Annotated in this window: 19 protein-coding genes; 7 read left to right on the top strand and 12 right to left on the bottom strand. The window is 64.4% G+C overall.

All coding sequences use genetic code 11. The features are described 5' to 3' along the window. Nucleotides 1-19 precede the first annotated feature (19 nt). From O0879_RS02810 to alkB, 6 genes are all read right to left on the bottom strand, one after another. Nucleotides 20-2,467, bottom strand: a complete 2,448-nt coding sequence (locus O0879_RS02810; protein ID WP_289914519.1) for a transglycosylase domain-containing protein — start codon at nt 2,465-2,467, stop codon at nt 20-22. 86 nt (nt 2,468-2,553) lie between these two features. Next, nucleotides 2,554-2,949: a hypothetical protein gene (locus O0879_RS02805; protein WP_289914518.1), complete on the bottom strand. Its 396-nt coding sequence runs from the start codon at nt 2,947-2,949 to the stop codon at nt 2,554-2,556. Further along, entirely contained in the window at nt 2,946-3,764 is an 819-nt protein-coding gene (gene blaOXA / locus O0879_RS02800) for a class D beta-lactamase (RefSeq protein WP_289914517.1), read from the bottom strand. Before blaOXA ends, O0879_RS02805 begins: the two co-directional genes overlap by 4 nt. 100 nt (nt 3,765-3,864) lie before the next feature. Further along, on the bottom strand, nt 3,865-4,032 hold the full coding sequence (locus tag O0879_RS02795; protein WP_289897666.1) for a hypothetical protein: 168 nt from the start codon (nt 4,030-4,032) through the stop codon (nt 3,865-3,867). Nucleotides 4,033-4,056: 24 nt separating this feature from the next. After that, nucleotides 4,057-4,986, bottom strand: coding sequence for a GTP cyclohydrolase FolE2 (folE2, locus tag O0879_RS02790; RefSeq protein ID WP_289914516.1), 930 nt, complete (start codon nt 4,984-4,986; stop codon nt 4,057-4,059). A gap of 91 nt (nt 4,987-5,077) precedes the next feature. Continuing rightward, entirely contained in the window at nt 5,078-5,740 is a 663-nt protein-coding gene (gene alkB / locus O0879_RS02785; RefSeq protein WP_289914515.1) for a DNA oxidative demethylase AlkB, read from the bottom strand. 94 nt (nt 5,741-5,834) lie between these two features. Here alkB and O0879_RS02780 point away from each other — a divergent pair, with 94 nt between their 5' ends. After that, nucleotides 5,835-6,305, top strand: a complete 471-nt coding sequence (locus O0879_RS02780; RefSeq protein ID WP_034786432.1) for a heme-degrading domain-containing protein — start codon at nt 5,835-5,837, stop codon at nt 6,303-6,305. On the opposite strand, the gene O0879_RS02775 is transcribed toward O0879_RS02780, so the two are convergent. The 3 genes from O0879_RS02775 to O0879_RS02765 are packed head-to-tail and all read right to left on the bottom strand — an operon-like array spanning nt 6,302 to nt 8,482. Then, nucleotides 6,302-6,994: an amino acid racemase gene (locus O0879_RS02775; protein WP_289907111.1), complete on the bottom strand. Its 693-nt coding sequence runs from the start codon at nt 6,992-6,994 to the stop codon at nt 6,302-6,304. The two genes, O0879_RS02780 and O0879_RS02775, sit on opposite strands and share 4 nt — an antisense overlap. A 17-nt stretch (nt 6,995-7,011) precedes the next feature. Next, nucleotides 7,012-7,779 carry an SDR family oxidoreductase gene (locus tag O0879_RS02770; protein ID WP_251348468.1) on the bottom strand — a complete coding sequence of 256 codons (768 nt, stop codon included), beginning with the start codon at nt 7,777-7,779 and terminating at the stop codon, nt 7,012-7,014. Next, nucleotides 7,754-8,482 (bottom strand): GntR family transcriptional regulator, encoded by a 729-nt coding sequence (locus O0879_RS02765; protein WP_289914514.1) that lies wholly within the window; start codon nt 8,480-8,482, stop codon nt 7,754-7,756. Before O0879_RS02765 ends, O0879_RS02770 begins: the two co-directional genes overlap by 26 nt. Nucleotides 8,483-8,618: 136 nt before the next feature. Here O0879_RS02765 and O0879_RS02760 point away from each other — a divergent pair, with 136 nt between their 5' ends. After that, nucleotides 8,619-9,059, top strand: coding sequence for a thioesterase family protein (locus O0879_RS02760; protein WP_289914513.1), 441 nt, complete (start codon nt 8,619-8,621; stop codon nt 9,057-9,059). 153 nt (nt 9,060-9,212) lie between these two features. Continuing rightward, entirely contained in the window at nt 9,213-10,577 is a 1,365-nt protein-coding gene (locus O0879_RS02755; protein WP_289914511.1) for an amino acid permease, read from the top strand. Nucleotides 10,578-10,653: 76 nt separating this feature from the next. Here O0879_RS02755 and O0879_RS02750 read toward each other — a convergent pair whose 3' ends face one another. Next, complete coding sequence (locus O0879_RS02750; protein WP_289914510.1) at nt 10,654-12,267, bottom strand: hypothetical protein; 1,614 nt, start codon at nt 12,265-12,267, stop codon at nt 10,654-10,656. Between the two features lie 257 nt (nt 12,268-12,524). Between O0879_RS02750 and O0879_RS02745 the strand changes: the two genes are divergently transcribed. The 3 genes from O0879_RS02745 (at nt 12,525) to O0879_RS02735 (ending at nt 14,816) form a co-directional block, all read left to right on the top strand. Next, nucleotides 12,525-13,868, top strand: coding sequence for a diguanylate cyclase (locus O0879_RS02745; protein WP_099667725.1), 1,344 nt, complete (start codon nt 12,525-12,527; stop codon nt 13,866-13,868). Nucleotides 13,869-13,917: 49 nt separating this feature from the next. Then, nucleotides 13,918-14,304, top strand: coding sequence for a hypothetical protein (locus tag O0879_RS02740; RefSeq protein ID WP_289914509.1), 387 nt, complete (start codon nt 13,918-13,920; stop codon nt 14,302-14,304). A 68-nt stretch (nt 14,305-14,372) separates the two neighbouring features. Further along, nucleotides 14,373-14,816 carry a DUF411 domain-containing protein gene (locus tag O0879_RS02735; protein ID WP_099667723.1) on the top strand — a complete coding sequence of 148 codons (444 nt, stop codon included), beginning with the start codon at nt 14,373-14,375 and terminating at the stop codon, nt 14,814-14,816. A 94-nt stretch (nt 14,817-14,910) separates the two neighbouring features. On the opposite strand, the gene O0879_RS02730 is transcribed toward O0879_RS02735, so the two are convergent. Beyond that, nucleotides 14,911-17,142: an NADP-dependent isocitrate dehydrogenase gene (locus O0879_RS02730; protein ID WP_289897656.1), complete on the bottom strand. Its 2,232-nt coding sequence runs from the start codon at nt 17,140-17,142 to the stop codon at nt 14,911-14,913. 2 nt (nt 17,143-17,144) lie between these two features. Further along, entirely contained in the window at nt 17,145-17,432 is a 288-nt protein-coding gene (locus O0879_RS02725) for a hypothetical protein (protein ID WP_289914508.1), read from the bottom strand. Between the two features lie 75 nt (nt 17,433-17,507). Here O0879_RS02725 and O0879_RS02720 point away from each other — a divergent pair, with 75 nt between their 5' ends. Then, a complete protein-coding gene (locus tag O0879_RS02720; RefSeq protein ID WP_289914507.1) occupies nt 17,508-19,661 on the top strand; it encodes a TonB-dependent siderophore receptor in 2,154 nt (717 codons plus the stop codon). The last annotated feature ends 150 nt before the right edge of the window (nt 19,662-19,811 follow it).

The raw sequence follows: 19,811 nt of genomic DNA, 5'->3' as shown, positions 1-19,811 counted from the left end.
GATGCTCCCTTGGATCCTTTTAACCCTGCGGCACGGGCACGGGCGCAGGCTGCGGAACAGGCGCAGGCGCCGCCTCCGGCACCGCCTTCCCATGCGATTCCTGTCCGCCCTCGCCTTCGGCCGGCATGGCCAGCGGCGCGGCCGGTGCGCCTTCCTGCAGCAAATCGCCCGGCTCTTCCACGGGTTCGTCCGCGGGCTCGTCGACCGGCTCCACGTGGCGCAGCGGCGGTGGCGGCTTGCCGCCGGGGAAGATGGCGTCGCGCGACAGTTTTCCCGTGTCGAGCGCCGTCTTGAAGAAGTCGCCCACCACCAGCACGGCATTGTGGCCGCCCTGGCCCCAGTAATTGCTGCGCATGGTGACGCGCGCGTCATTGAAACCCACCCAGGCGCCTCCCACCAGTTCCGGATGCATCAGGATGAACCAGCCGTCCGCATTGTTTTGCGTGGTGCCGCTCTTGCCCGCCACGTCGGAGCGGATGCCGAAGCGGCTGCGGATGGCCGTGCCCGTGCCGCGGTCGATGACGCCGCGCATCATGTCCGTCAGGGTGGCCGCCGATTCTTCTTTCATGGCGCGCTTGGGCTTGTCTTCGCCGAAGCGGGCGATGAGCTTGCCTTCGCGATCCGTGATGTGCGTGACGACGAACGGCAGGCGCGCCTCGCCCTGGGCCGCGATGCTGGCGTAGGCGTTGACCATTTCCAATAAAGTGACGGGACTGGTGCCCAGCGCCAGCGACGGCACTTTTTCCAGCTTGCTGTCGCGGATGCCCAGCGCGCGCGCCAGCTTGATGATCGGCGGCAAGCCGACGTCCTGCATCACTTGCGCCGTGATGGTGTTTTTCGAGTATACGAGGCCGTCGCGCATGGTCATGTCGCGCCCCGTGGTGCCGCTCATGTCCGTCGGGCGCCATATCGTGCCGTCGGACGCCTTGATATCCATCACGGCATCGCGGTAGACGTGCTCGGGGCTCAGGCCCTTTTCCAGCGCCGCGCCATACACGATGGGCTTGAAGGTGGAACCGGGCTGGCGCGCCGCCTGCGACACGTGATCGAATTGTTCGCGCGCAAAGTCGCGGCTGCCCACCCAGGCGCGCACGGCGCCCGTGGCCGGGTCCATGGCCGCAAAGCCCGCTTCCAGGCGCGTCTTCGACTTGCGCAAGGCCGCCATGAAGGCGCGGTCGCCCTTCAGTTGCGCCAGCGCATCGTCCGGCGTGGCGCCGGCCGCCGTCAGCTTGCGGTAGTCGCCCGACTCGCGCACGAAGGCGTCGAGCAGGGCCGGATGCGATTTCCAGAAATAATCGAATGGCACGCTGCCGCCCTGCATGCCCGCATACATGCCTGTCGAGGTGGATGACGGCACGCCGGCGCGGCTCCATTCCACGTCGGCGATCGCCTGCAAGGCATTCGCCTGGCGCTCGACGGCGCGCTCGGCCGCCTGCTGCAAATCCTGGTCCAGCGTGGTGTGCACGATCAAGCCGTCGCGCTCCAGGTTGTAATCGTTCTCGTCGGCCCAGTCGATCAGCCACTTGCGCACATACGCCGTGAAATGGCTGTCCGATTGCGCCCGCTCGCTCTGGCGCTCGAAATGCAGGCGCAGGGGACGCTTGATCAACTGCCTGTAACGCGCCTCGTCGATGACATCATGTTTGCGCATTTGCCCCAGCACCACATTGCGCCGCTGCAAGGATCGTTCGGGATTACCGACGGGATTGTAGTAATTCGTGCCCTTGAGCATACCGACCAGGGTGGCGCTTTCCAGGATGTCGAGGCGCGACGCGGGCTTGTCGAAGTAGGTGCGGGCCGCCATTTCGATGCCGTAGGTGTTGTACAGGAAGGGTACCGTGTTCAGGTAGGCTTCCAGGATTTCCGTCTTGCTGTAGGTGGCCTCGATTTTGAGCGCCGTGATGAGTTCCTTCAGCTTGCGGTTCAGGTTGCGCGAGCGGCCGATTTCCTCAGGGAACATATTGCGCGCCAGTTGCTGCGTGATGGTGGAGCCGCCCTGGGGGTTGCCTCCCGCCGTATGCAGGACGGCGCCCGCCGTGCGCGTGAAATCGATGCCGTGGTGTTCATAGAAACGGTGGTCTTCCGTCGAAATCAGCGCGCTGATCACGTTCGGCGAAATCTGTTTTAAGGTGACCCGTTCCTGCAAGCCCTGGTCGAAGCGGGCCAGTTCCTCGCCGTCCGCACTGACCATGGTGCTGGGCGCGGCCGCGCGCGCCTGGCGCAAGTCGTGGATGCTCGGTGTCAGGGGGATCAGCAGCAGCATGTACAGGATCACCAGCGCCAGCACGGCCAGGAACGACCATAGCCCCAGCACCAGCGCGCGCCGCACGGGCGGCAAGGTCATCAGGTGCGCGTGGCCGCGCCGGTACAGCACCACCGCCTTTGTCCACGCCACTCCCGCCACGCGCACGGCTTGCGCGCGCGTCCATGTCCATGCCTGCCGTGCTTTTTCCTGAAACTGCTCCATGCCTGATGCCATGCTTGTAACCTTGTCTGATGCCGGATGATCCGTTTCAGCAAGTATATAGGGCGGGCAACAAAGCGGGCCGGATTTTACGCCAGGCAAGCATCCAGGCGCGCCAGGGTGACGCCCACGTACGCGCCCACGCAGCGCGCATCATGCGTCGTAAACGGGTTTTCCAGCTGCAGCAAGCCGCAATCGCAGATGACGGGATCGACCTGGGTCACGACGCCCAGCGCCAGGTAGCGCCAGCCATCGAGCCGGCGCACGCCCTTTACGCAGCCGGGGTTGGCGCCGAAGATGGCGTCCCAATCGTCCAGCTCGCTGATCATGGGCCACAATTCGAGCCGGACTTGCGTGCCGGCGGCCAGTTGCCCACCGCCGAACTCGTCCATCACGTGCAGGCGCTGGCCCTCCACCTCGATGACGGCTTCCAGGTACTCGCCGTCGGAAGCGATGAAGGTGGCGGCGACGATGCTGGCCGTCACTTCTGCGCCTGCTCCAGCAGGGCCGGCAATTCCTTCAGCATGGCGTCGCGCGTGCGCAAGCCCGCGGACTGCTGTCCCTTCTGCTCATCCTGCACCAGGCGCGCAAACACGATGCTGCGCTCACCCTTGCTGGCCCAGCCCACGAACCAGCCGTAGCCATGCGCTTCGTCAAAGCTGCCGTCGGCCTTGCGCGGGAAGGCCGCGCCCGTCTTGCCATGCACTTGCCAGCCGCCCACGTCCGCCAGGCGGGTCAGGCGGCGCGTCTGCTCCATCGCCTGCTTGCTGACGGGCAACTGATCGTTGACCAGCTTGCGCAAAAAGCCCAGCTGTTCCAGCGGAGAGATCTTCAGCGAAGAACTGATCCACGAGCGCTCCAGGCTATTGTCCTTGCCCGGATCGCCCGACACGTCCGCATTGCCATAGCGCAAAGCCTTCGCATATTTCTGGAAGCGCTCGGCGCCCAGCGCCTGCGTGATCTGCTGCGAATACCAGACGACGGAATACTGCATCCAGCGCGACGGGTCCGTATCCTGGCGCCACGCTTCGCCGCCCCAGTCCACATAGCCCTGGCGGAACGGCAGGGTCGGCTTGTGCTCGTCCTTGAGGAAGCCGGCGTCATAGCCCATCAGGCTGAGTGCGATCTTGAACGTGGAGGCGGGGGTGACGCGGTCGAGGCAATTACCCTCTTGCAGCAAGACGGTGCCCGTTTTGGCGTCCGCCATGGCGGTGCAGATGGTGGCGGCCTGGGCTTGCGAGGCGGCCAGGACGGCGCCTGTCAGGCCGAGGATGAACGGGAAAAATGCGCGATATTTCATGGGCCTCCGGGGTTGGGGGAGCAGGACAAAGCGAAATTGTACCGGGCAGCGCCGCGCGATGCCAGCGATGATCGCGCCGCCTTGACTCCCGCGCCAGACGCTAGCGCCCCGCTGGCCCGCCGGGCTGGCGTTCCCGCTTCAGGTGCTCCTCTTCCAGCTCGTCCATGCCCAGCTTTTCCTCGTCGATCAGCGCATGCTCGCGCCGTTCGCGCTCCAGTTCCTCTTCCAGGCTGTCATCGTTGACGTCCCGCTCGATTTTCTCCGGCATGTTGCCCTCCTCCACGGTGGTTGACTACCAATCTCCGGCAAGCTTGCCCGCCTGCGCCACGGCATCGTGCGGATGCAGGCTTTCCATATGCCGTACGGTAACACGCGCCTGCGCATACGGTGGCACCAATGGCGCCAGCGCCGCCTGCACGCGGCGGGCCGCATCCTCCACATACATCAGGTTAGCACCATTGAGGCGCGCGAACGCCTGCTCGTCGGCCCGTTTCACGGCCGTCTGCAGCGGTGTCGCCAGCGCCGCTTCCACCACGTCGATCAGGGGAAACAGGTCCAGTTCCGCCTGTTCCGTCAAGGGCACGGTGACCGTCGCCGTGCTGCGCTGGCTGTGCGGCGTGGCCAGGCTCGCGTGTTCCCGCAGCCATTCACGCGCAGCCGTGCCGTCGATGCCGCCCGCGCCGAACTGCGCCGCGAAGGCGTCGGCGAGCAATTGCCGCGCCAGCGCTGCCGAGCACGGGCAGGTCGACGAGTAGCCCACCTCCACCGTCAAGGATAGGGCAAAGCCCTGCGGCGAAACACTGGCCTGCAGGCGCACGGGATACGATTTCCAGCCGGACAGCCCTGCCGTCAGCAGCGCCGGCTGGCGCCGCAGCAGGGGGAACGCCAGCGCCAGGCGCGCCTGCGTGCTGCAGCAATCGGCGTGGCTGTCCACCATGCGCCGCAGCACGGCGGCCAGCGCGCCCGCATCGAGCGGCTGCGCGGCGGCGAACGCGTCGAGCAGCAGATACAGGCGCGACATGTGGATGCCCTTCACGTGCGGGTCGGGCAAGTCGACCTGCACGTCGGCCCAGGCATGCACTTGCTGCGCCTGCCCGCCTTCCTCCAGCCACAGGGGCAAGGCGATGCCCTGCATGCCGACCCACTCGAGCGGCAAGGGATTGCCCAGATGGGGGCCGGCCGCCACGTCGGGCAGGGGCGAGGAAATCGGATCGCGCTTCATGCTGAACACTCCATATGCAAACAAGTTGCATATCATGGAGAAAAACGGTCGCATTTGCAAGTACCTTGCATTAATGGGGCGTATTGACGGATCAGCTGGCCTTGCGAAAGGTCAAATTGATGCGCTGCGCGCCCAGCAGCGCGTGTTCGCCTTCCTTCAGGGGCGCCACGCCGTGGAAGCGCAGGCGGTCGGCCCCGCCCCACACCACCACGTCGCCATGCAGCAAGGCGATGCGCGCCGCCTTGTCGGCCCGCTCCGCGCCGCCGAACAGGAAAGTGGCGGGCAGCCCCAGCGAGACGGAAACGATGGGCGCGGTGAAGTCGCATTCGTCGCGGTCCTGGTGCAGGGCCATGCGCGCACCGGGGGCATAACGGTTGACGAGGCAGGCGTCGGGCGTGAAGTCCGGATAGCCGGCCTCCAGCGCCGCCTGCCGCGCCAGGCGCAGGAACACGGGCGGCATGGGCGGCCAGGGAAGGCCGCTGACCGGATCGTGCCGCGCGTAGCGGTAGCCGCGCCCATCCGTGACCCAGCCCAGGGGGCCGCAATTGCTCATGGCAACCGACATGCGCAAGCCGCCCGGCGTGGCCATGTGGCGCAGGGGCGCCGCCAGCACGACGGCGTCCAGCGCCGGCAGCATCTCGTGCAGGTACGGCAGCGCAAAACCGCGCAGCAGGACCGACGCGCGCGAGCCTGGCACCAGCGGCGCCGGGCCGGCCGGGATCTGGTCTTCATCGGCAAACAGGGACAGGTTCATGCCGGTTATTTTAGCCGCGCCACGGAAAAAGCGCGCGCGGCCGGCCCATGGTGCGCTACAGTAGCGCTTCCAGCCACTACCGCCCTCCTCCACGATGGATCATTACGCCGACTTGCTGCAAACCCTGGCGCAACAGGAAGAATCCCTGCAATTCGAACGCTTCGACAACGACGCCGCGCTGGCCGTGGGCCTATGGATCGTCGAGGAAGTGCGCAAGCGGGGCAAGGCCGTCACCGTGAACATCACGCGCAACGGTCAGATCCTGTTCCACCACGCCATGACGGGCGCCACGGCGGACCAGGCGGACTGGATACGCCGCAAGAACAACACGGTGCAGCGCTTTTGCCGCAGCTCCTATTACATGGGCATCTCGTACAAGAGCCGCGGCAGCACCTTCGAAGACGTGAAATACCTCGATGACATCGAGTACGCGGGCCATGGCGGCGCTTTCCCCCTGCTGATACGCGGCGTGGGACTGGTCGGCACGGTCACCGTTTCCGGCCTGGCGCAGGCGGACGACCACGCGCTGGTGGTGGCCGCGCTGCAGGCGCAGCTGGAACGCTAGGTTTCCAGCGCCCGGCGCAGGGCGGCGCGCGCCAGCAAGCGCGTGGAATCGAGCGTCGGCAGCGGCGAATTGGCGTCGCTGATGATCAGCGGGATCTCCGTGCAGCCGAGGATGACGGCGTCGCAGCCCTGCTCGCGCAGGCCGGCGATGATGGCCTGGAAGCGCGCCACGCTGTCCCCCTTGACCACGCCCGGCACCAGCTCTTCCATGATGATGCGGTTGATCTCGCTGCGTTCGTCCTCGCCGGGCCGCACGCAGGCGATGCCGCGCGCGGCCAGCCTGTCCGGATACACGGCACTGTCGACCAGCCAGCGCGTGCCCGTCAGGCCGACGCGTTGGTAAGCGCGGGCCGCCGCCTCGCTGGCCACGACGTCCGCGATATGCAGCCATGGCAGCGGCGAACGGGGCGCCATCAGCTCGAATGCCTGGTGGATGGTGTTGTCGGGGCAGATCAGGAAATCGGCGCCGGCGGCGGCCAGCTTGCGCGCCGACGCCAGCATCAGTTCGGCCACGCCTGCCAGGTCGCCCCCGTTCAGGCAATCCACGTAACGCGCCAGCGACGGCGTGTGCATCGATACTTCCGGGTGTTCATATGGCCCCAGCGCATGCGCGCCCTCTTCGCAGATCGTGCGGTAGCACAGGGCCGCGCCTTCGGCCGAGCAGCCGACGATGCCGATATGTTGTGTCATGCGATCTTCCTTTTCAATTAAATACGCTGGCCGCCATCGATGGGGATTTCCGCGCCCGTGATGTACGAGGCGCGCTCGCTGCACAGGAACTCCACCAGGTCCGCCACTTCGGCCGTCGTGCCCAGGCGGCGCAGGGGGATTTGCGTGTCGACGATGTGCGAAGTGCCCGGCGACAGGATGGCCGTGTCGATCTCGCCCGGCGCGATGGCGTTGACGCGCACGTTCAGCGGCGCCATGTCGTTGGCCATTTCGCGCGTCAGCGACGCCAGCGCCGCCTTCGAACTGGCGTAGGCCGAACCGGCAAACGGATGCACGCGGTAGCCGGCGATCGAGCACAGATTCACGACGGAGCCGCGCGCGTTCGACAATTCCTGCGCAAAGCCGCGCGTCAGCGCCAGCGGCGCAAAGAAATTCGTGTTGTACATTTCCTGCCACGTCTGCATGTCCGTCGTGAGCGAATTGACGCGCGAGCCGCCCGGCCCCTTCGGCGACACGCCCGCATTGTTGACCAGCGCGTGCAGTTTGGCGTCGCCCAGCATGGGGCGCAGCGTCTCGACCATCTGCCCGATCTGGCTCAGGTCCGACAAATCCATGCACACATGCGTGTTGTGCTCCTGGCTGCGCGGGCAGCCGCCGGGAATCGGGCTGCGCGAGACGGTGATGACCCTCCAGCCCAGGCTGCGGAAGCGTTCCGCGACGGCATGGCCGATGCCGCGGCTGGCGCCCGTGACGATGGCGGTTTTCTGTTCCATGTTCTGTTCAATCTTGTGCTTGATGTGCGTCATGTTCTTCCTTGTCTTCTTCGGTTGTGCCGGCGTGGATGCGCTCCTGGCGCATCACGTAGGCCAGCATCTGCGTGCCGCCGTCGAGGATGTCCTGCTCGATGGCGCGCCGCGCGGCCCCGCTGTCCCGCTGGCGCAGCGCGCTGATGATGGCGTGATGGTGACCGACCCGCATGTCGGGCGAAAAGCTGGCATAGCCGGCGGCGATCAGGGGCGCCGTCTGCATCCACAGATGGTCGACGAAGCGTTTCAAGGTCGGCATGCCGGCCGCCTGTGCCAGGCCCAGGTGAAACGCCTGGTTGCATTGCAGCGCCGCGGCCAGGTCGTGCCGCGCGATGGCCTCTTCATTCGCCTGCAGCAGGCGCTCCAGGTCGGCCAGGGTGGCGGCGTCGATGCGCTGCGCCGCCTCCGCCGCGCCCAGGCCTTCCAGCTCCAGCCGCAGCGCGCGGATTTCCAGGTAGCGCGCCACGCTCAGCACGGGCACGCGGAAGTCGCGCGGCGAGCGCAGCACCAGCGCCTCTTCCTGCACCAGCTGCAGCATGGCGTCGCGCACGGGCGTGACGCTGGTGCCCAGCTGCTGCGCCAATTCGCGGATGCGCAGCCGGTCATTCGGCTGGAAGCGCCCGGCCGCCAGCGCTTCGCGCAGCATGGCGTACACGGACTTGCCCAGATTGACGTGCAGCAGAGTGTCCAATGGATGGTTCATGCGTGTTTCTGATCGTTGACAAATTATGATGCATCATACATCAATGTGAAAAACAGTGTTTTTCCACGCGTGCGCCGCAGACAGGAAGCGCCGCGAGACCGTACAATCAGCCGCCACCGTATCGAAAGGAATGCTCTTGAACTGGGATTATCCGCACGCCCACACCCTGCCCGTCACGCCAGAACCGGGCGACATCGACGGCTTGCAGCACACCAACAACGCCGTCTACGTGCGCTGGTGCGAGCATATCGCCTGGCACCATTCGGCCACCCTGGGGCTGGACCTGGACGATTACCGGCGCCTGGACCGGGCCATGGCGATACGCCGCGGCGAATACGACTATTTGCTGCCGACGCGGGCCGGCGAAGCGCTGACCCTGGCCACCTGGCTGTGCGCCAGCGATGGCCGTTCCAGCATGGAGCGGCGCTTCCAGCTGGTCCGCGACAGCGACGGCGCCACCGTCGTGCGCGGACGCTGGGACTTGATCTGCATCGAATTGAGCAGCGGCCGCGCGCGCCGCCTGCCGCCCGAGTTCCTGGCCATGTACGAACCGGCCATCGTCGCGGCCGGCGCGTAAAAGCGGACGCCTGGGCCGCCGTTTTGCGCGCCGTTCGGCGAAGATGCGGGGCTTTTCTTGCGCCTCCGCAGTGCAACATGCATTTCGCTCCTGATTTGCCCATTCATGCTTTAGAATCAGCGACCTCAGCCCCGTAAAAACAGGATAAAACATATGACGGCAGTCGGGATTACCGAACCACAAGAGCTCAAGCGCGGCCTGAAAAGCCGCCACATCCAGCTCATCGCCCTGGGCGGCGCCATCGGCACCGGCCTGTTTCTGGGCATCGCGCAAACCATCAAGATGGCCGGCCCTTCAGTGCTGCTGGGTTATGGCATCGCCGGCGTCATCGCCTTCCTGATCATGCGCCAGCTGGGCGAGATGGTGGTCGACGAACCCGTCGCCGGCTCCTTCAGCTACTTTGCCGACAAATATTGCGGCCACCTGCCCGGCTTCCTGTCGGGCTGGAATTACTGGGTGCTGTACGTGCTCGTCAGCATGGCCGAACTGACGGCCGTCGGCATCTACGTGCAGTACTGGTGGCCGGCCGTGCCCACCTGGGTGTCGGCGCTCGTCTTCTTTTGCGTGATTAACGCCATCAGCTTGTTGAATGTCAAAGCCTTCGGCGAGATGGAATTCTGGTTCGCCCTCGTCAAGGTGGTCGCCATCATCGGCATGATCGTCTTCGGCGCGTACCTGCTGGCCTCCGGCGACGCGGGCCCACAGGCGTCGGTGGCCAACCTGTGGCAGCACGGCGGCTTCTTCCCGAATGGCTGGCAGGGACTGGTGATGGCCATGGCCGTCATCATGTTCTCGTTCGGCGGCCTGGAACTGGTCGGCATCACGGCGGCCGAGGCGGATGACCCGAGCACGACGATCCCGCGCGCCACCAACCAGGCCATCTACCGCATCCTGATCTTTTATATCGGCGCACTCGGCATCCTGCTGTCGCTGTACCCGTGGCAAAACGTCGTCACCGGCGGCAGCCCCTTCGTGCTGATCTTCCATGCGCTCGACAGCAATCTGGTGGCCACGGCCCTGAACGTGGTGGTGCTGACGGCCGCCCTGTCCGTCTACAACAGCGGCGTGTACTGCAACACGCGCATGCTGTTCGGCCTGGCCAAGCAAGGCAATGCGCCGCGCGCGCTGCTGCACCTGAACCGCCGCGGCGTGCCGCTGGTCGCGCTGGGCGTGTCGGCCCTGGCGACGGGCGCCTGCGTGGTGGTCAATTACTTCATGCCGGGCGAAGCGTTCGAAGTGCTGATGGGACTCGTGGTGTCGGCGCTGATCATCAACTGGGCCATGATCAGCTGGATCCACCTGCGCTTCCGCGCACAGAAAAAAATCGAAGGCAAGACGACCCTGTTCCAGAGTCTGGGCTACCCGTTCACCAACTACCTGTGCCTGGCGTTCCTGGCCGGCATCCTGGTGATCATGTACCTGACGCCGGGCCTGCGCATCTCCGTCTACCTGATCCCCGTGTGGCTCGCCGCGCTGGGCGTCGGTTACTGGATCAAGCAAAGCAAGGCCAAAGCGTAAGCTGTTTGCGCCGCATCAAACAAAAAGCCCGTCTTCGCAGGAAGACGGGCTTTTTTTAATATGAGGCAAGGGGCAATTAACGGACCGCCTCCTCGGGCGGCACATCGGCTTGCCACAGGCTGATGGTCTGGCCCGCATACGACTGCAGCAGCACGTCGTCGCTCAAGGTCAGCAGCGCCTGCTTGCGCTGTTCCAGCCGCGCTTCGGGCGTCATCTCCTTCTCGCCCGACTTGTATGGCCCCAGCACGGGCAGCAAGTCGCGCAGCACGGAGAAATTGCCCGGCGTGGTCTTGTCCGATTGCAGCTTGCCCAGGAAATACTTCATGACGTGTTCGGACTGGCTGCCCTCCTGCCGCAAGCTCGCCTTCACCATCTTGCCATCCTTGTAGGCCACTTGCGCCTCGCTGCTGGCCGTATCCTCGATCTGGTGGTAGGTATAGTTCTGCGATTCCGTGTTGTCCAGCAGGCGCAGCGGCACGCCGGGGACCAGCGTCTGGTGGTAGCTGGCGCTCAGCTTCGATTGCTGCTGCTGCCTGATCGACCGCTCGTCCTGGCGGGGGCCGGCCTGTTCCGTCTTTTGCGACACTTCATAGTTGAAGCCATCCTTTTCCGCGCTGCGCATGGGATTGCTGAATTTCACGGTCTGCGACACGGAGGCGCTGAAATCGGCCAGCCCCGTCAAGATGGACTTGTCCTCGGCCGCCAGGCGCCACTTGCCCGTCTCGGGATTGTCCGTGGCCACTTGCGGCGCGGCGGTATTGCTGTGCAAGGCAGTGAAGCTATCCTTGAGCATGGCCACCAGGCCCGCGTCGCCATGGCCGCGCGACGCCGCCTGGTCGAATTGCTTCATATAGCTGCCCAGCGCCTTGGCTTGCCGCTCGGGGCTGCCCAGGGTATTGAGCGCGCTGGTATCGACCTTCAGGTCCAGGCTGCCGGCCTCGCCGCTGAAGCTGACCTTGCGCTGCGCGCCATCGGCCTGGAAATCCAGGGTTTGGGTACTTTCCGTTTCGCCGCGCACCTTGACTTCCGCATGCAGCTTCACCGACTCGAGCACTCGCTGGTCGAACTGCATCAAACCTTCCAGCTTGATTTTCGGCGTGCTTTGTCCCAAGCCGTCGATGGCTTCCTGGAAACCTTTTGCCAGCTCGCCCAGGGCGCTCGCTTCAGCATCGCTGAGGTCGCCGCTGGTCGTCATGTTCACGGCCAGGCCGTCGCCCTGGCTGTCGAGCGACAGCTTGACTTCCACGCCGCTCTTCGTCGTGATGCTGAGGGAAACCCGGTCTTCGCCATTGCCATGCAGGCTGCCGGGCGCGATGCCGGACGCCGCATAGATGTTCGGCGTGGTGCTCGGCGGCGGCTGCCGCATCGCCTGCGAGAAATTGTAGTTTCCCAGCTTGGCTTGTCCCAGCATGGCCGCGCCCAGGCCGCTGAAGCGGCCGCCAAACGCATACGAAGAAAAACTCTTCGTCATCGCCTCGCTCACCTTGTCGCGCGTCGCGCTTTCCCACACCATCGGCGGTTTGACGAACGCCGCCGGCTTGCCGTCGTTCACGCTTTCCGGGCTGAGAGCAACGATGGACGATGGCGTCGATACGGGCGACGGCGCTGCCGCCTCCGCGCGGTTCGACGTGGCGGCGGCAGCCCGCGACGGGGCGCTGTTCCAGCTGGACAGTGGAGAAATGGAGGTCATGGCGCTGTCACCTTGCAAATGAAGAGAAGATGCATCATAAAAGTTCGATATGGTTAAGTATTTTGCAATTACCTGGCGCCAGGCAAACCTTGCGTCACGTTATCTGGCGTGATGGCAAGTACTGCATGGCAATACTGCATTAACGGCAAGAAACGGAAAAGCATGAGCGTCGGGGAAATGAAACATTTTCATGCCGCCGACCTCGCCTACCCCCAACAAGTTGAATCACCGCCGGGAATGTCCATTAAAATGCCACCATGGAACACAAGATTCTGCGCGCGCCGCTGGCCAGCTTTACCGACTTGTTGCTCGATGCCGTGTGCATGGTCGACGTGGAGGGGCGCTTCGTTTTCGTCAGCGCCGCCTGCGAACGCATCTTCGGCTATACGCAGCAGGAAATGATCGGCAAGCTCATGCTCGACATGGTCGCCCCGGCCGACCGCGCGCGCACCCTGGCCGCCGCGCGCGCCATCATGGATGGCCATGCGCAGACGCACTTCGAGAACCGCTACCTGCGCAAGGATGGCAGCCTGGCGCACATCATGTGGTCCGCCCGCTGGTCCGCCGCCGACCAGCTGCGCGTGGCCGTGGCGCGCGACGTCACCCTGCTGAAACAGGCGCAGGCAAAGCAGGCCGCGCTGTACGCCATTTCCGAAGCCATGCAGGCGACGCAAGACTTGTCCGCCTTGCTGCACCGCATCCAGCACATCATCGGCGAACACTTGCCCACACGCAGCCTGACCTTGCTGCTGCATGACGAACACGGCGCCCAGCCTCCCATGACCTCGCATGCCGACGACAGCGCGCCGCAGCCCACGTCATCGCTGGCCAGCCTGCTGTGCGACGAAGTCCTGCGCAGCGGCCGCCCCCTGCTGCTGCAGGCGGGACAACTGGCCGGCCTGCCGGCCGCGCTGCAAACGGCGGCCTGCGCCCTGTCCTCGTGCTGGCTGGCCGTGCCGCTGTATTCTTCCCTGGGCAGCATCGGCGCGCTGGCCTTGCAAGGCGGCCAGGATGCCGTCATCGGCACGGAGCAGGACCAGGATTTGCTGCAATTTGTCGCCAAGCAACTTGCCACCGCCATCGAACGCCGGCAGTTGCAGACGCAGATGCAATTCATGGCCATGCACGACGAACTGACCCGCCTGCCGAACCGCCGCCTGTTCCACGACCGCCTGCACACGGCCTTTGCGCGCGCGCACCGCCAGGAAGGCCGGCTGTCGCTGCTGTTCCTCGACCTCGACAACTTCAAGCGGGTCAACGACGACCACGGCCATGCCTGCGGCGACCTGCTGCTGCAGACGGTGGCGAGCCGCCTGCGCGATTGCATGCGCGAAACCGACACCCTGGCCAGGATGGGCGGCGATGAATTCGTCGTGCTTTTGGAAAGCAATGCCGCGCCGGCCGACGTCAGCCTGATCGAGCAAAAGATCCACGCGGCCCTGGCTGCGCCGCTGCACCTGGGCAACGGACAGCATTTGCAGATCGCCGTCAGCATCGGCGTGGCCCACTATCCGGAAGACGGCGATACCATGCAACTGCTGCTGCGCCATGCGGACCGGGCCATGTATGCATCGAAAATGCTGGCCGCCGCCTCGCGCTAGCGGACGCCCGCTCCTGACGGCAGTTGCCCCTATGCTATACTTTCCGGCGATGCTAAGACTCTTCAAAACATGGCTGATCCTGCTGCTGATCGCGGCGGTGCCGCTGCAAGCGGCCGCTGCGGGCGCCACGCGGCTATGCGCGCCGCTCGCTGACGAGCCTGCCGTCGCGATGACAGCGGCTTGCCAGCATCACGCTGCGCGCTCATCCGCTGTCGCGGACAGCGCCGGCACGCCGGAAAACGACAAGCCCCCTGCCAAGCACCCCGCGTGCGGCGCCTGCGCCAGCTTTTGCCTGGGCGCGCTGATGCCGCCTGGCCTCGCCCTGCCTGCCGCCGCCTGCAGCGGCGCACAACAAGTCACCATCGCAACGGCCACCTTGCTGACGGGATTCATTCCCGACGGCCCGCGCCGGCCGCCGCGGCCGCTTTCCGCTTAAATTCCAAGCTCGTCCCAAGCAAGCCACCAAGGTGGCCACGATAGCCCTATTCCGTCTGAAAGCAACACATGATCAAACATTTCTTATTGCGCGGCGCCTTCGCCGCCATGCTGGGCCTGCCCACGTTCGCCATGGCGGCCCTGCCCGTCATCGAAGTCTACAAGAGCGCCTCGTGCGGCTGCTGTGCCGACTGGATCAAGCACCTGGAAGCGAACGGCTTTACGGTCCGTGCGAAAAATGTCGAGATGCCGGCGCAATACCGCAAGCTGGCCGGCATTCCCGACGCGCTCGGCTCCTGCCACACTGGCCTCGTCAACGGCTACGCCATCGAAGGCCATGTACCGGCCAGCGAGATCAAGCAGTTGCTGCGTGACAAACCCAAGGCGAAAGGCCTGGCCGTGCCGGCAATGCCGATGGGCTCGCCAGGCATGGAAGGACCGCGCAAGGATGCGTATGACGTCTTGCTGGTCAAGAACAATGGCAGCACCGAGGTCTACAAGCACTACAAGTAAACCTGCACGGAAATGAAAAACGCCGCCGGAATCGCTTCCGGCGGCGTTTTTTTATCAGGCAGCAGTCAAGAACTTACTGCCTGTCAAGACTGCATCAGATGCTGTCCAGCACCGCATTCAGGCTGGCGCTAGGACGCATGACGGCTTCCGTCTTCGCCGGATCTGGCAGGTAGTAGCCGCCGATATCCGTTTCCTTGCCTTGTACTGCTTTCAGCTCGGCAACGATCTTTTCTTCGTTGTCGGCCAGGGCCTTGGCCACTGGCGCAAAATGCGCTGCCAGTTCCGCATCGTCCTTCTGCGCAGCCAGGGCTTGCGCCCAGTACATGGCCAGGTAGAAATGGCTGCCGCGGTTGTCCAGCTCGCCGGTACGTGGCGATGGCGACTTGTTGTTGTCCAGCAGCTTGCCGGTGGCTTCATCCAGGGTTTTCGCGAGGATTTTGGCCTTCGCATTGCCCGTCTTGATGCCCATGTCTTCCAGCGACACGGCCAGGGCCAGGAACTCGCCCAGCGAATCCCAGCGCAAATGGTTTTCTTCCACCAGTTGCTTGACGTGTTTCGGTGCCGAACCGCCGGCGCCCGTTTCGTACATGCCGCCACCAGCCATCAATGGCACGATCGACAGCATCTTGGCGGACGTGCCCAGTTCCAGGATCGGGAACAGGTCGGTCAGGTAATCGCGCAGGATGTTGCCGGTCACCGAGATGGTGTCCAGGCCGCGGAAGGCGCGTTCCAGGGTGTAACGCATGGCGCGCGTTTGCGACATGATCTGGATGTCCAGGCCCTTGGTGTCGTGCTCCTTCAGGTAAACCTGTACCTTCTTGATGACTTCGTTCTCGTGCGGACGGTAGGAATCGAGCCAGAACACGGCAGGCATGCCCGAATTGCGCGCGCGCGTGACGGCCAGCTTGACCCAGTCGCGGATCGGTGCGTCCTTGACCTGGCACATGCGCCAGATATCGCCCTCTTCCACCGTTTGCGTCAGCAGCACTTCGCCCGTTTCCAGGTCGGTGATGTTGGCGATGCCGCCTTCCGGCACTTCAAACGTCTTGTCGTGCGAACCGTATTCTTCCGCTTGCTGCGCCATCAGGCCCACGTTCGGCACGGTGCCCATGGTCTTCGGATCGAAGTTGCCATGCCATTTGCAGAAGCCGATCATTTCCTGGTAGATGCGCGCGAAAGTCGATTCCGGCATGACGGCCTTGACGTCCTTCGGACGGCCATCGGCGCCCCACATCTTGCCGCCGATACGGATCATGGCTGGCATCGACGCGTCGACGATGATGTCGTTCGGCGAATGGAAGTTGGTGATGCCCTTGGCCGAATCGACCATGGCCAATTCCGGACGGTTGGCGTGGCAAGCGTGCAAATCTTTCAGCACTTCATCTTTTTGCGACGCTGGCAGGGTTTCGATCTTGTCGTACAGGTTGCTCATGCCATTGTTGACATTCACGCCCAGCTTGTCGAACAGCGCGGCGTGCTTGGCGAACGCGTCCTTGTAGAAGATGCGCACGCAGTGGCCGAAAACGATAGGGTGCGAAACCTTCATCATGGTCGCCTTGACGTGCAGCGAGAACATCACGCCCGTCTTGAAGGCGTCGTCGATTTCCTTCTCGTAGAACTCCAGCAGCGCTTTCTTGCTCATGAACATGCTGTCGATGATTTCGCCCGCTTGCAGGGAAACCTTCGGTTTCAGCACGATGGTCTTGCCCGAGGCCGTGACCAGTTCCATCTTGACGTCGCGCGCCTTTTCCAGCGTCAGCGATTTTTCGCCGTGGTAGAAGTCGCCATGGTGCATGTGCGACACGTGCGTTTGCGACGACTGGCTCCACTCGCCCATCGAATGCGGGTGCTTGCGTGCGTACTCTTTGACGGCTTTCGGTGCGCGGCGGTCGGAATTGCCTTCGCGCAAGACCGGGTTGACCGAGCTGCCGATGCACTTGCCGTAGCGGGCTTTCAGGGCTTTTTCTTCGTCCGTCTTCGCATCTTCCGGGTAATCCGGCAGCTTGTAGCCACGGCCTTGCAATTCGCGCACGCAGGCGATCAGCTGGCCTTGCGAGGCGCTGATGTTCGGCAATTTGATGATGTTGGTGTCCGGACTCTGGGTCAATTTGCCCAGTTCAGCCAGGGTGTTCGGGACTTTTTGCGCGTCCGTCAGGAATTCGGGAAATTCAGCCAGTACACGGGCCGCCACCGAAATATCGCTGGCGACCACGTCCACGCCAGCCGGCGCGGTGAATTTTTTGATAATTGGCAGCAGGGAATACGTCGCGAGCAGCGGCGCCTCGTCAGTCAGCGTGTAGATGATTTTGGATTTTTGTGTTGCCATGTTCATTCCCTTGTATGCGGTGATGCCTGGTGGTTAACTTTCTTCATTCCAAACACAGGACGGTTAGCCTTGCTTTGGACGGCTAGTGTGCCGGCGGTGACGCCGTGCTTGCCCACCACGTATTTTAGACTGTCCTGCCGCTGTTTGTGTATCAGATGGCGACGAATCTTATATAAGACAGCAAATATCCGGATCTGAAGGCCCAGGATGGCCATTTTCCGCGCTGAAATGCCCTCCAGGCATGCGCGCGGCATGTATGCGGCCGTGGCGGCAATGAATATATTAATCATTATAAATCGTAATGATTCTCATTTATAATATCCTGTGTGCAATTCCTCCCTATCAACTTTATACGCTTGCCCCTGATGCCCATTCCACATTCCCGACTCGCCCACCCCCACCTCACCACCCGATTGATCCTCGCCGGCCTGCTCGTCGCCAGCGTGACGCCGCAGGCGATCGCCCAGGCGACGGCCGATGCATCCGCCCCGCTCGCCACCGTGCTGGTCAACGGACAAGCCGAAGCGGACGCCGGCGGACAGATCGCCAAGAGCGCGCGCGCCGGCATGCTGGGCGAAAAAGACTTGCTCGACACGCCGTTCAGCGTCAACAGCTACACCAGCCAGCGCATGCTGGACCAGCAGGCGCTGACCCTGGCCGAGGTGCTGGGCGGCGACCCGTCCACCCGCTTCACGGGCCAGATCGGCGGCGTCACGGATTCCTTCTTCATCCGCGGCTTCCCCCTCAACGAAGGCAATCTGAGCGAAGTGGCGTTCGACGGCGTGTATGGCGTCTCGCCCAACTACCATTTATTTACGGAGTATCTGCAGAGCGTGGAAGTGCTCAAGGGGCCGGCCGCCTTGCTGTACGGCATGTCGCCGAACGGCGGCGTGGGCGGCGTCGTCAATGCCGTGCCGAAACGTTCCTTGCCGCGCGACCTGACGCGCCTGACCGTCGATTACGGCGCGGGCTCGCAGGCAGGCGCGGCCATCGACGTCAGCCGCCGCTTCGGCGAGGAACGGCGCTTCGGCATCCGCTTCAATGGCTTGCACCGCCAGGGCCACACGCCGCTCGACCACCAGACGTCGCGCGCGGAAGTGGCGGCCATCGCCCTCGATTACCAGGGACAACGCCTGCGCGCCTCGCTCGACGTGATCGAGCAATACCAGTGGATCGACGCGCCCACGCGCCCCTTCCTCGTGGCCGCTCGCCTGCCCGTGCCGGCAGCGCCCGATGGCCGCCGCAACATCGCCCAATCCTGGGGCTGGTGGAAATCCAACGACCTGGCCACCCTGGGCAAGGTCGAATATGACCTGAACGACAACGTCACCGTGTTTGCCGACGTGGGCGGCACGCGCTCCGACGTGTCGCGCTATTCGGACCAGACGCCGACCATCACCAGCGCGGCCGGCGACATGACGGTCACGCCCATGAACTGGAAATTCCGCGTGCGGCGCGCCAGTGCGGACACGGGCGTGCGCGCGCGCTTTCGCACGGGCGGCGTCGAGCATGCGCTGGTCGTGATGGGCAATGTCTACCAGGACGAATTTGGCAGCGTGAGCAATTCCGGCAAGCTCATCACCTCGAATATCTACCACCCTGTCGCCGTGGCCGACCCCGGCATCGCCGCCCCGGCCCGCGCGCCGAAGCTGTCCGCCTCCACCCTGTCCAGCCTGGCCGTGGCCGACACCCTGGACATGCTGGACCAGCGCGTGCAACTGACCCTGGGCGTGCGCCGCCAGCTGGTCGAAGCGAAAAACTACCAGGCGACGACGGGCGCGCTGACCACGCACTACAAGCAGGGCGCCCTGACGCCGCTGGCCGGCATCGTCGTCAAGCCATTGCGCCACGTGTCGCTGTACGCAAACTATATCGAGGGCTTGAGCAAGGGCGATATTGCGCCGAACATCGCCGACAACGCGGGCCAGGTCTTCGCGCCCTACAAGAGCAAGCAGTACGAAGTGGGCACGAAGGCCGATTTCGGCGTGGTGCTGGCGACCCTGGCCGTGTTCCAGGTGACGAAACCCAGCGGCCAGCTGTATGGCAAGGTCTACAGCATGGACAGCGAGCAGCGCAACCGGGGCCTGGAGCTGAACCTGTCGGGCGCCGCCAGCAAGGCCGTGCGCCTGCTGGCCGGCATCACCTTGCTCGACGGCCGCCTGGTGAAGACCAACAACGCCGCCACCATGGGCAAGCGCCCCGTGGGCGTGCCCACGTCCATGGCCAATCTGGGCGGCGAATGGGATGTGCCGTACTGGCCCGGCCTGACGGCCACGGGCGCCGTCAGCTACACCGGCAAGCAGTTTGTCGACCAGACGAATGTGCAGTCGGTGCCGTCATGGACCAAGGTGGACCTGGGCTTGCGCTACCGCACGGCCATCGCCGGCAAGGCGACCACCTTGCGCGGCGGGCTGATGAACGCGTTCGACCGCCATTACTGGGCCGGCGTGGCTTCGTATGGCACCGTCTCGCAATCGGCGCCCCGCAGCGTGCAACTGTCGGCCGCCGTGGATTTTTGACGGGCACCGGCATCGGGCATCGCCCGGCTGGCGCGTGCACTGCGCGCCAGCCGCAAAGTCAGAAACAATAAAAATAGCAAGAAGCAGACCAAGCCACCACTGATGGCGCCAGGACCCACCGCTGGTCCTGGCATCATCGGCAAACGGCGA

It is taken from the genome of Janthinobacterium sp. SUN120 (assembly GCF_030397735.1).
Lineage (GTDB): Bacteria > Pseudomonadota > Gammaproteobacteria > Burkholderiales > Burkholderiaceae_D > Janthinobacterium > Janthinobacterium kumbetense.
Note: the sequence above shows the minus strand (reverse complement) of the source record. Positions and strands in the feature narration are given on the sequence as shown.

Coding starts and splice junctions, on each gene's coding strand:
- blaOXA (WP_289914517.1), bottom strand. CDS start 3,764: ATGAAATATCGCGCATTTTTCCCGTTCATCCTCGGCCTGACAGGCGCC.
- O0879_RS02765 (WP_289914514.1), bottom strand. CDS start 8,482: ATGAACCATCCATTGGACACTCTGCTGCACGTCAATCTGGGCAAGTCC.
- O0879_RS02730 (WP_289897656.1), bottom strand. CDS start 17,142: ATGGCAACACAAAAATCCAAAATCATCTACACGCTGACTGACGAGGCG.
- O0879_RS02720 (WP_289914507.1), top strand. CDS start 17,508: ATGCCCATTCCACATTCCCGACTCGCCCACCCCCACCTCACCACCCGA.
- O0879_RS02725 (WP_289914508.1), bottom strand. CDS start 17,432: ATGATTAATATATTCATTGCCGCCACGGCCGCATACATGCCGCGCGCA.
- O0879_RS02810 (WP_289914519.1), bottom strand. CDS start 2,467: ATGGAGCAGTTTCAGGAAAAAGCACGGCAGGCATGGACATGGACGCGC.
- O0879_RS02795 (WP_289897666.1), bottom strand. CDS start 4,032: ATGCCGGAGAAAATCGAGCGGGACGTCAACGATGACAGCCTGGAAGAG.
- O0879_RS02755 (WP_289914511.1), top strand. CDS start 9,213: ATGACGGCAGTCGGGATTACCGAACCACAAGAGCTCAAGCGCGGCCTG.
- O0879_RS02740 (WP_289914509.1), top strand. CDS start 13,918: ATGCTAAGACTCTTCAAAACATGGCTGATCCTGCTGCTGATCGCGGCG.
- O0879_RS02735 (WP_099667723.1), top strand. CDS start 14,373: ATGATCAAACATTTCTTATTGCGCGGCGCCTTCGCCGCCATGCTGGGC.
- O0879_RS02770 (WP_251348468.1), bottom strand. CDS start 7,779: ATGACGCACATCAAGCACAAGATTGAACAGAACATGGAACAGAAAACC.
- O0879_RS02775 (WP_289907111.1), bottom strand. CDS start 6,994: ATGACACAACATATCGGCATCGTCGGCTGCTCGGCCGAAGGCGCGGCC.
- O0879_RS02750 (WP_289914510.1), bottom strand. CDS start 12,267: ATGACCTCCATTTCTCCACTGTCCAGCTGGAACAGCGCCCCGTCGCGG.
- O0879_RS02780 (WP_034786432.1), top strand. CDS start 5,835: ATGGATCATTACGCCGACTTGCTGCAAACCCTGGCGCAACAGGAAGAA.
- O0879_RS02745 (WP_099667725.1), top strand. CDS start 12,525: ATGGAACACAAGATTCTGCGCGCGCCGCTGGCCAGCTTTACCGACTTG.
- folE2 (WP_289914516.1), bottom strand. CDS start 4,986: ATGAAGCGCGATCCGATTTCCTCGCCCCTGCCCGACGTGGCGGCCGGC.
- alkB (WP_289914515.1), bottom strand. CDS start 5,740: ATGAACCTGTCCCTGTTTGCCGATGAAGACCAGATCCCGGCCGGCCCG.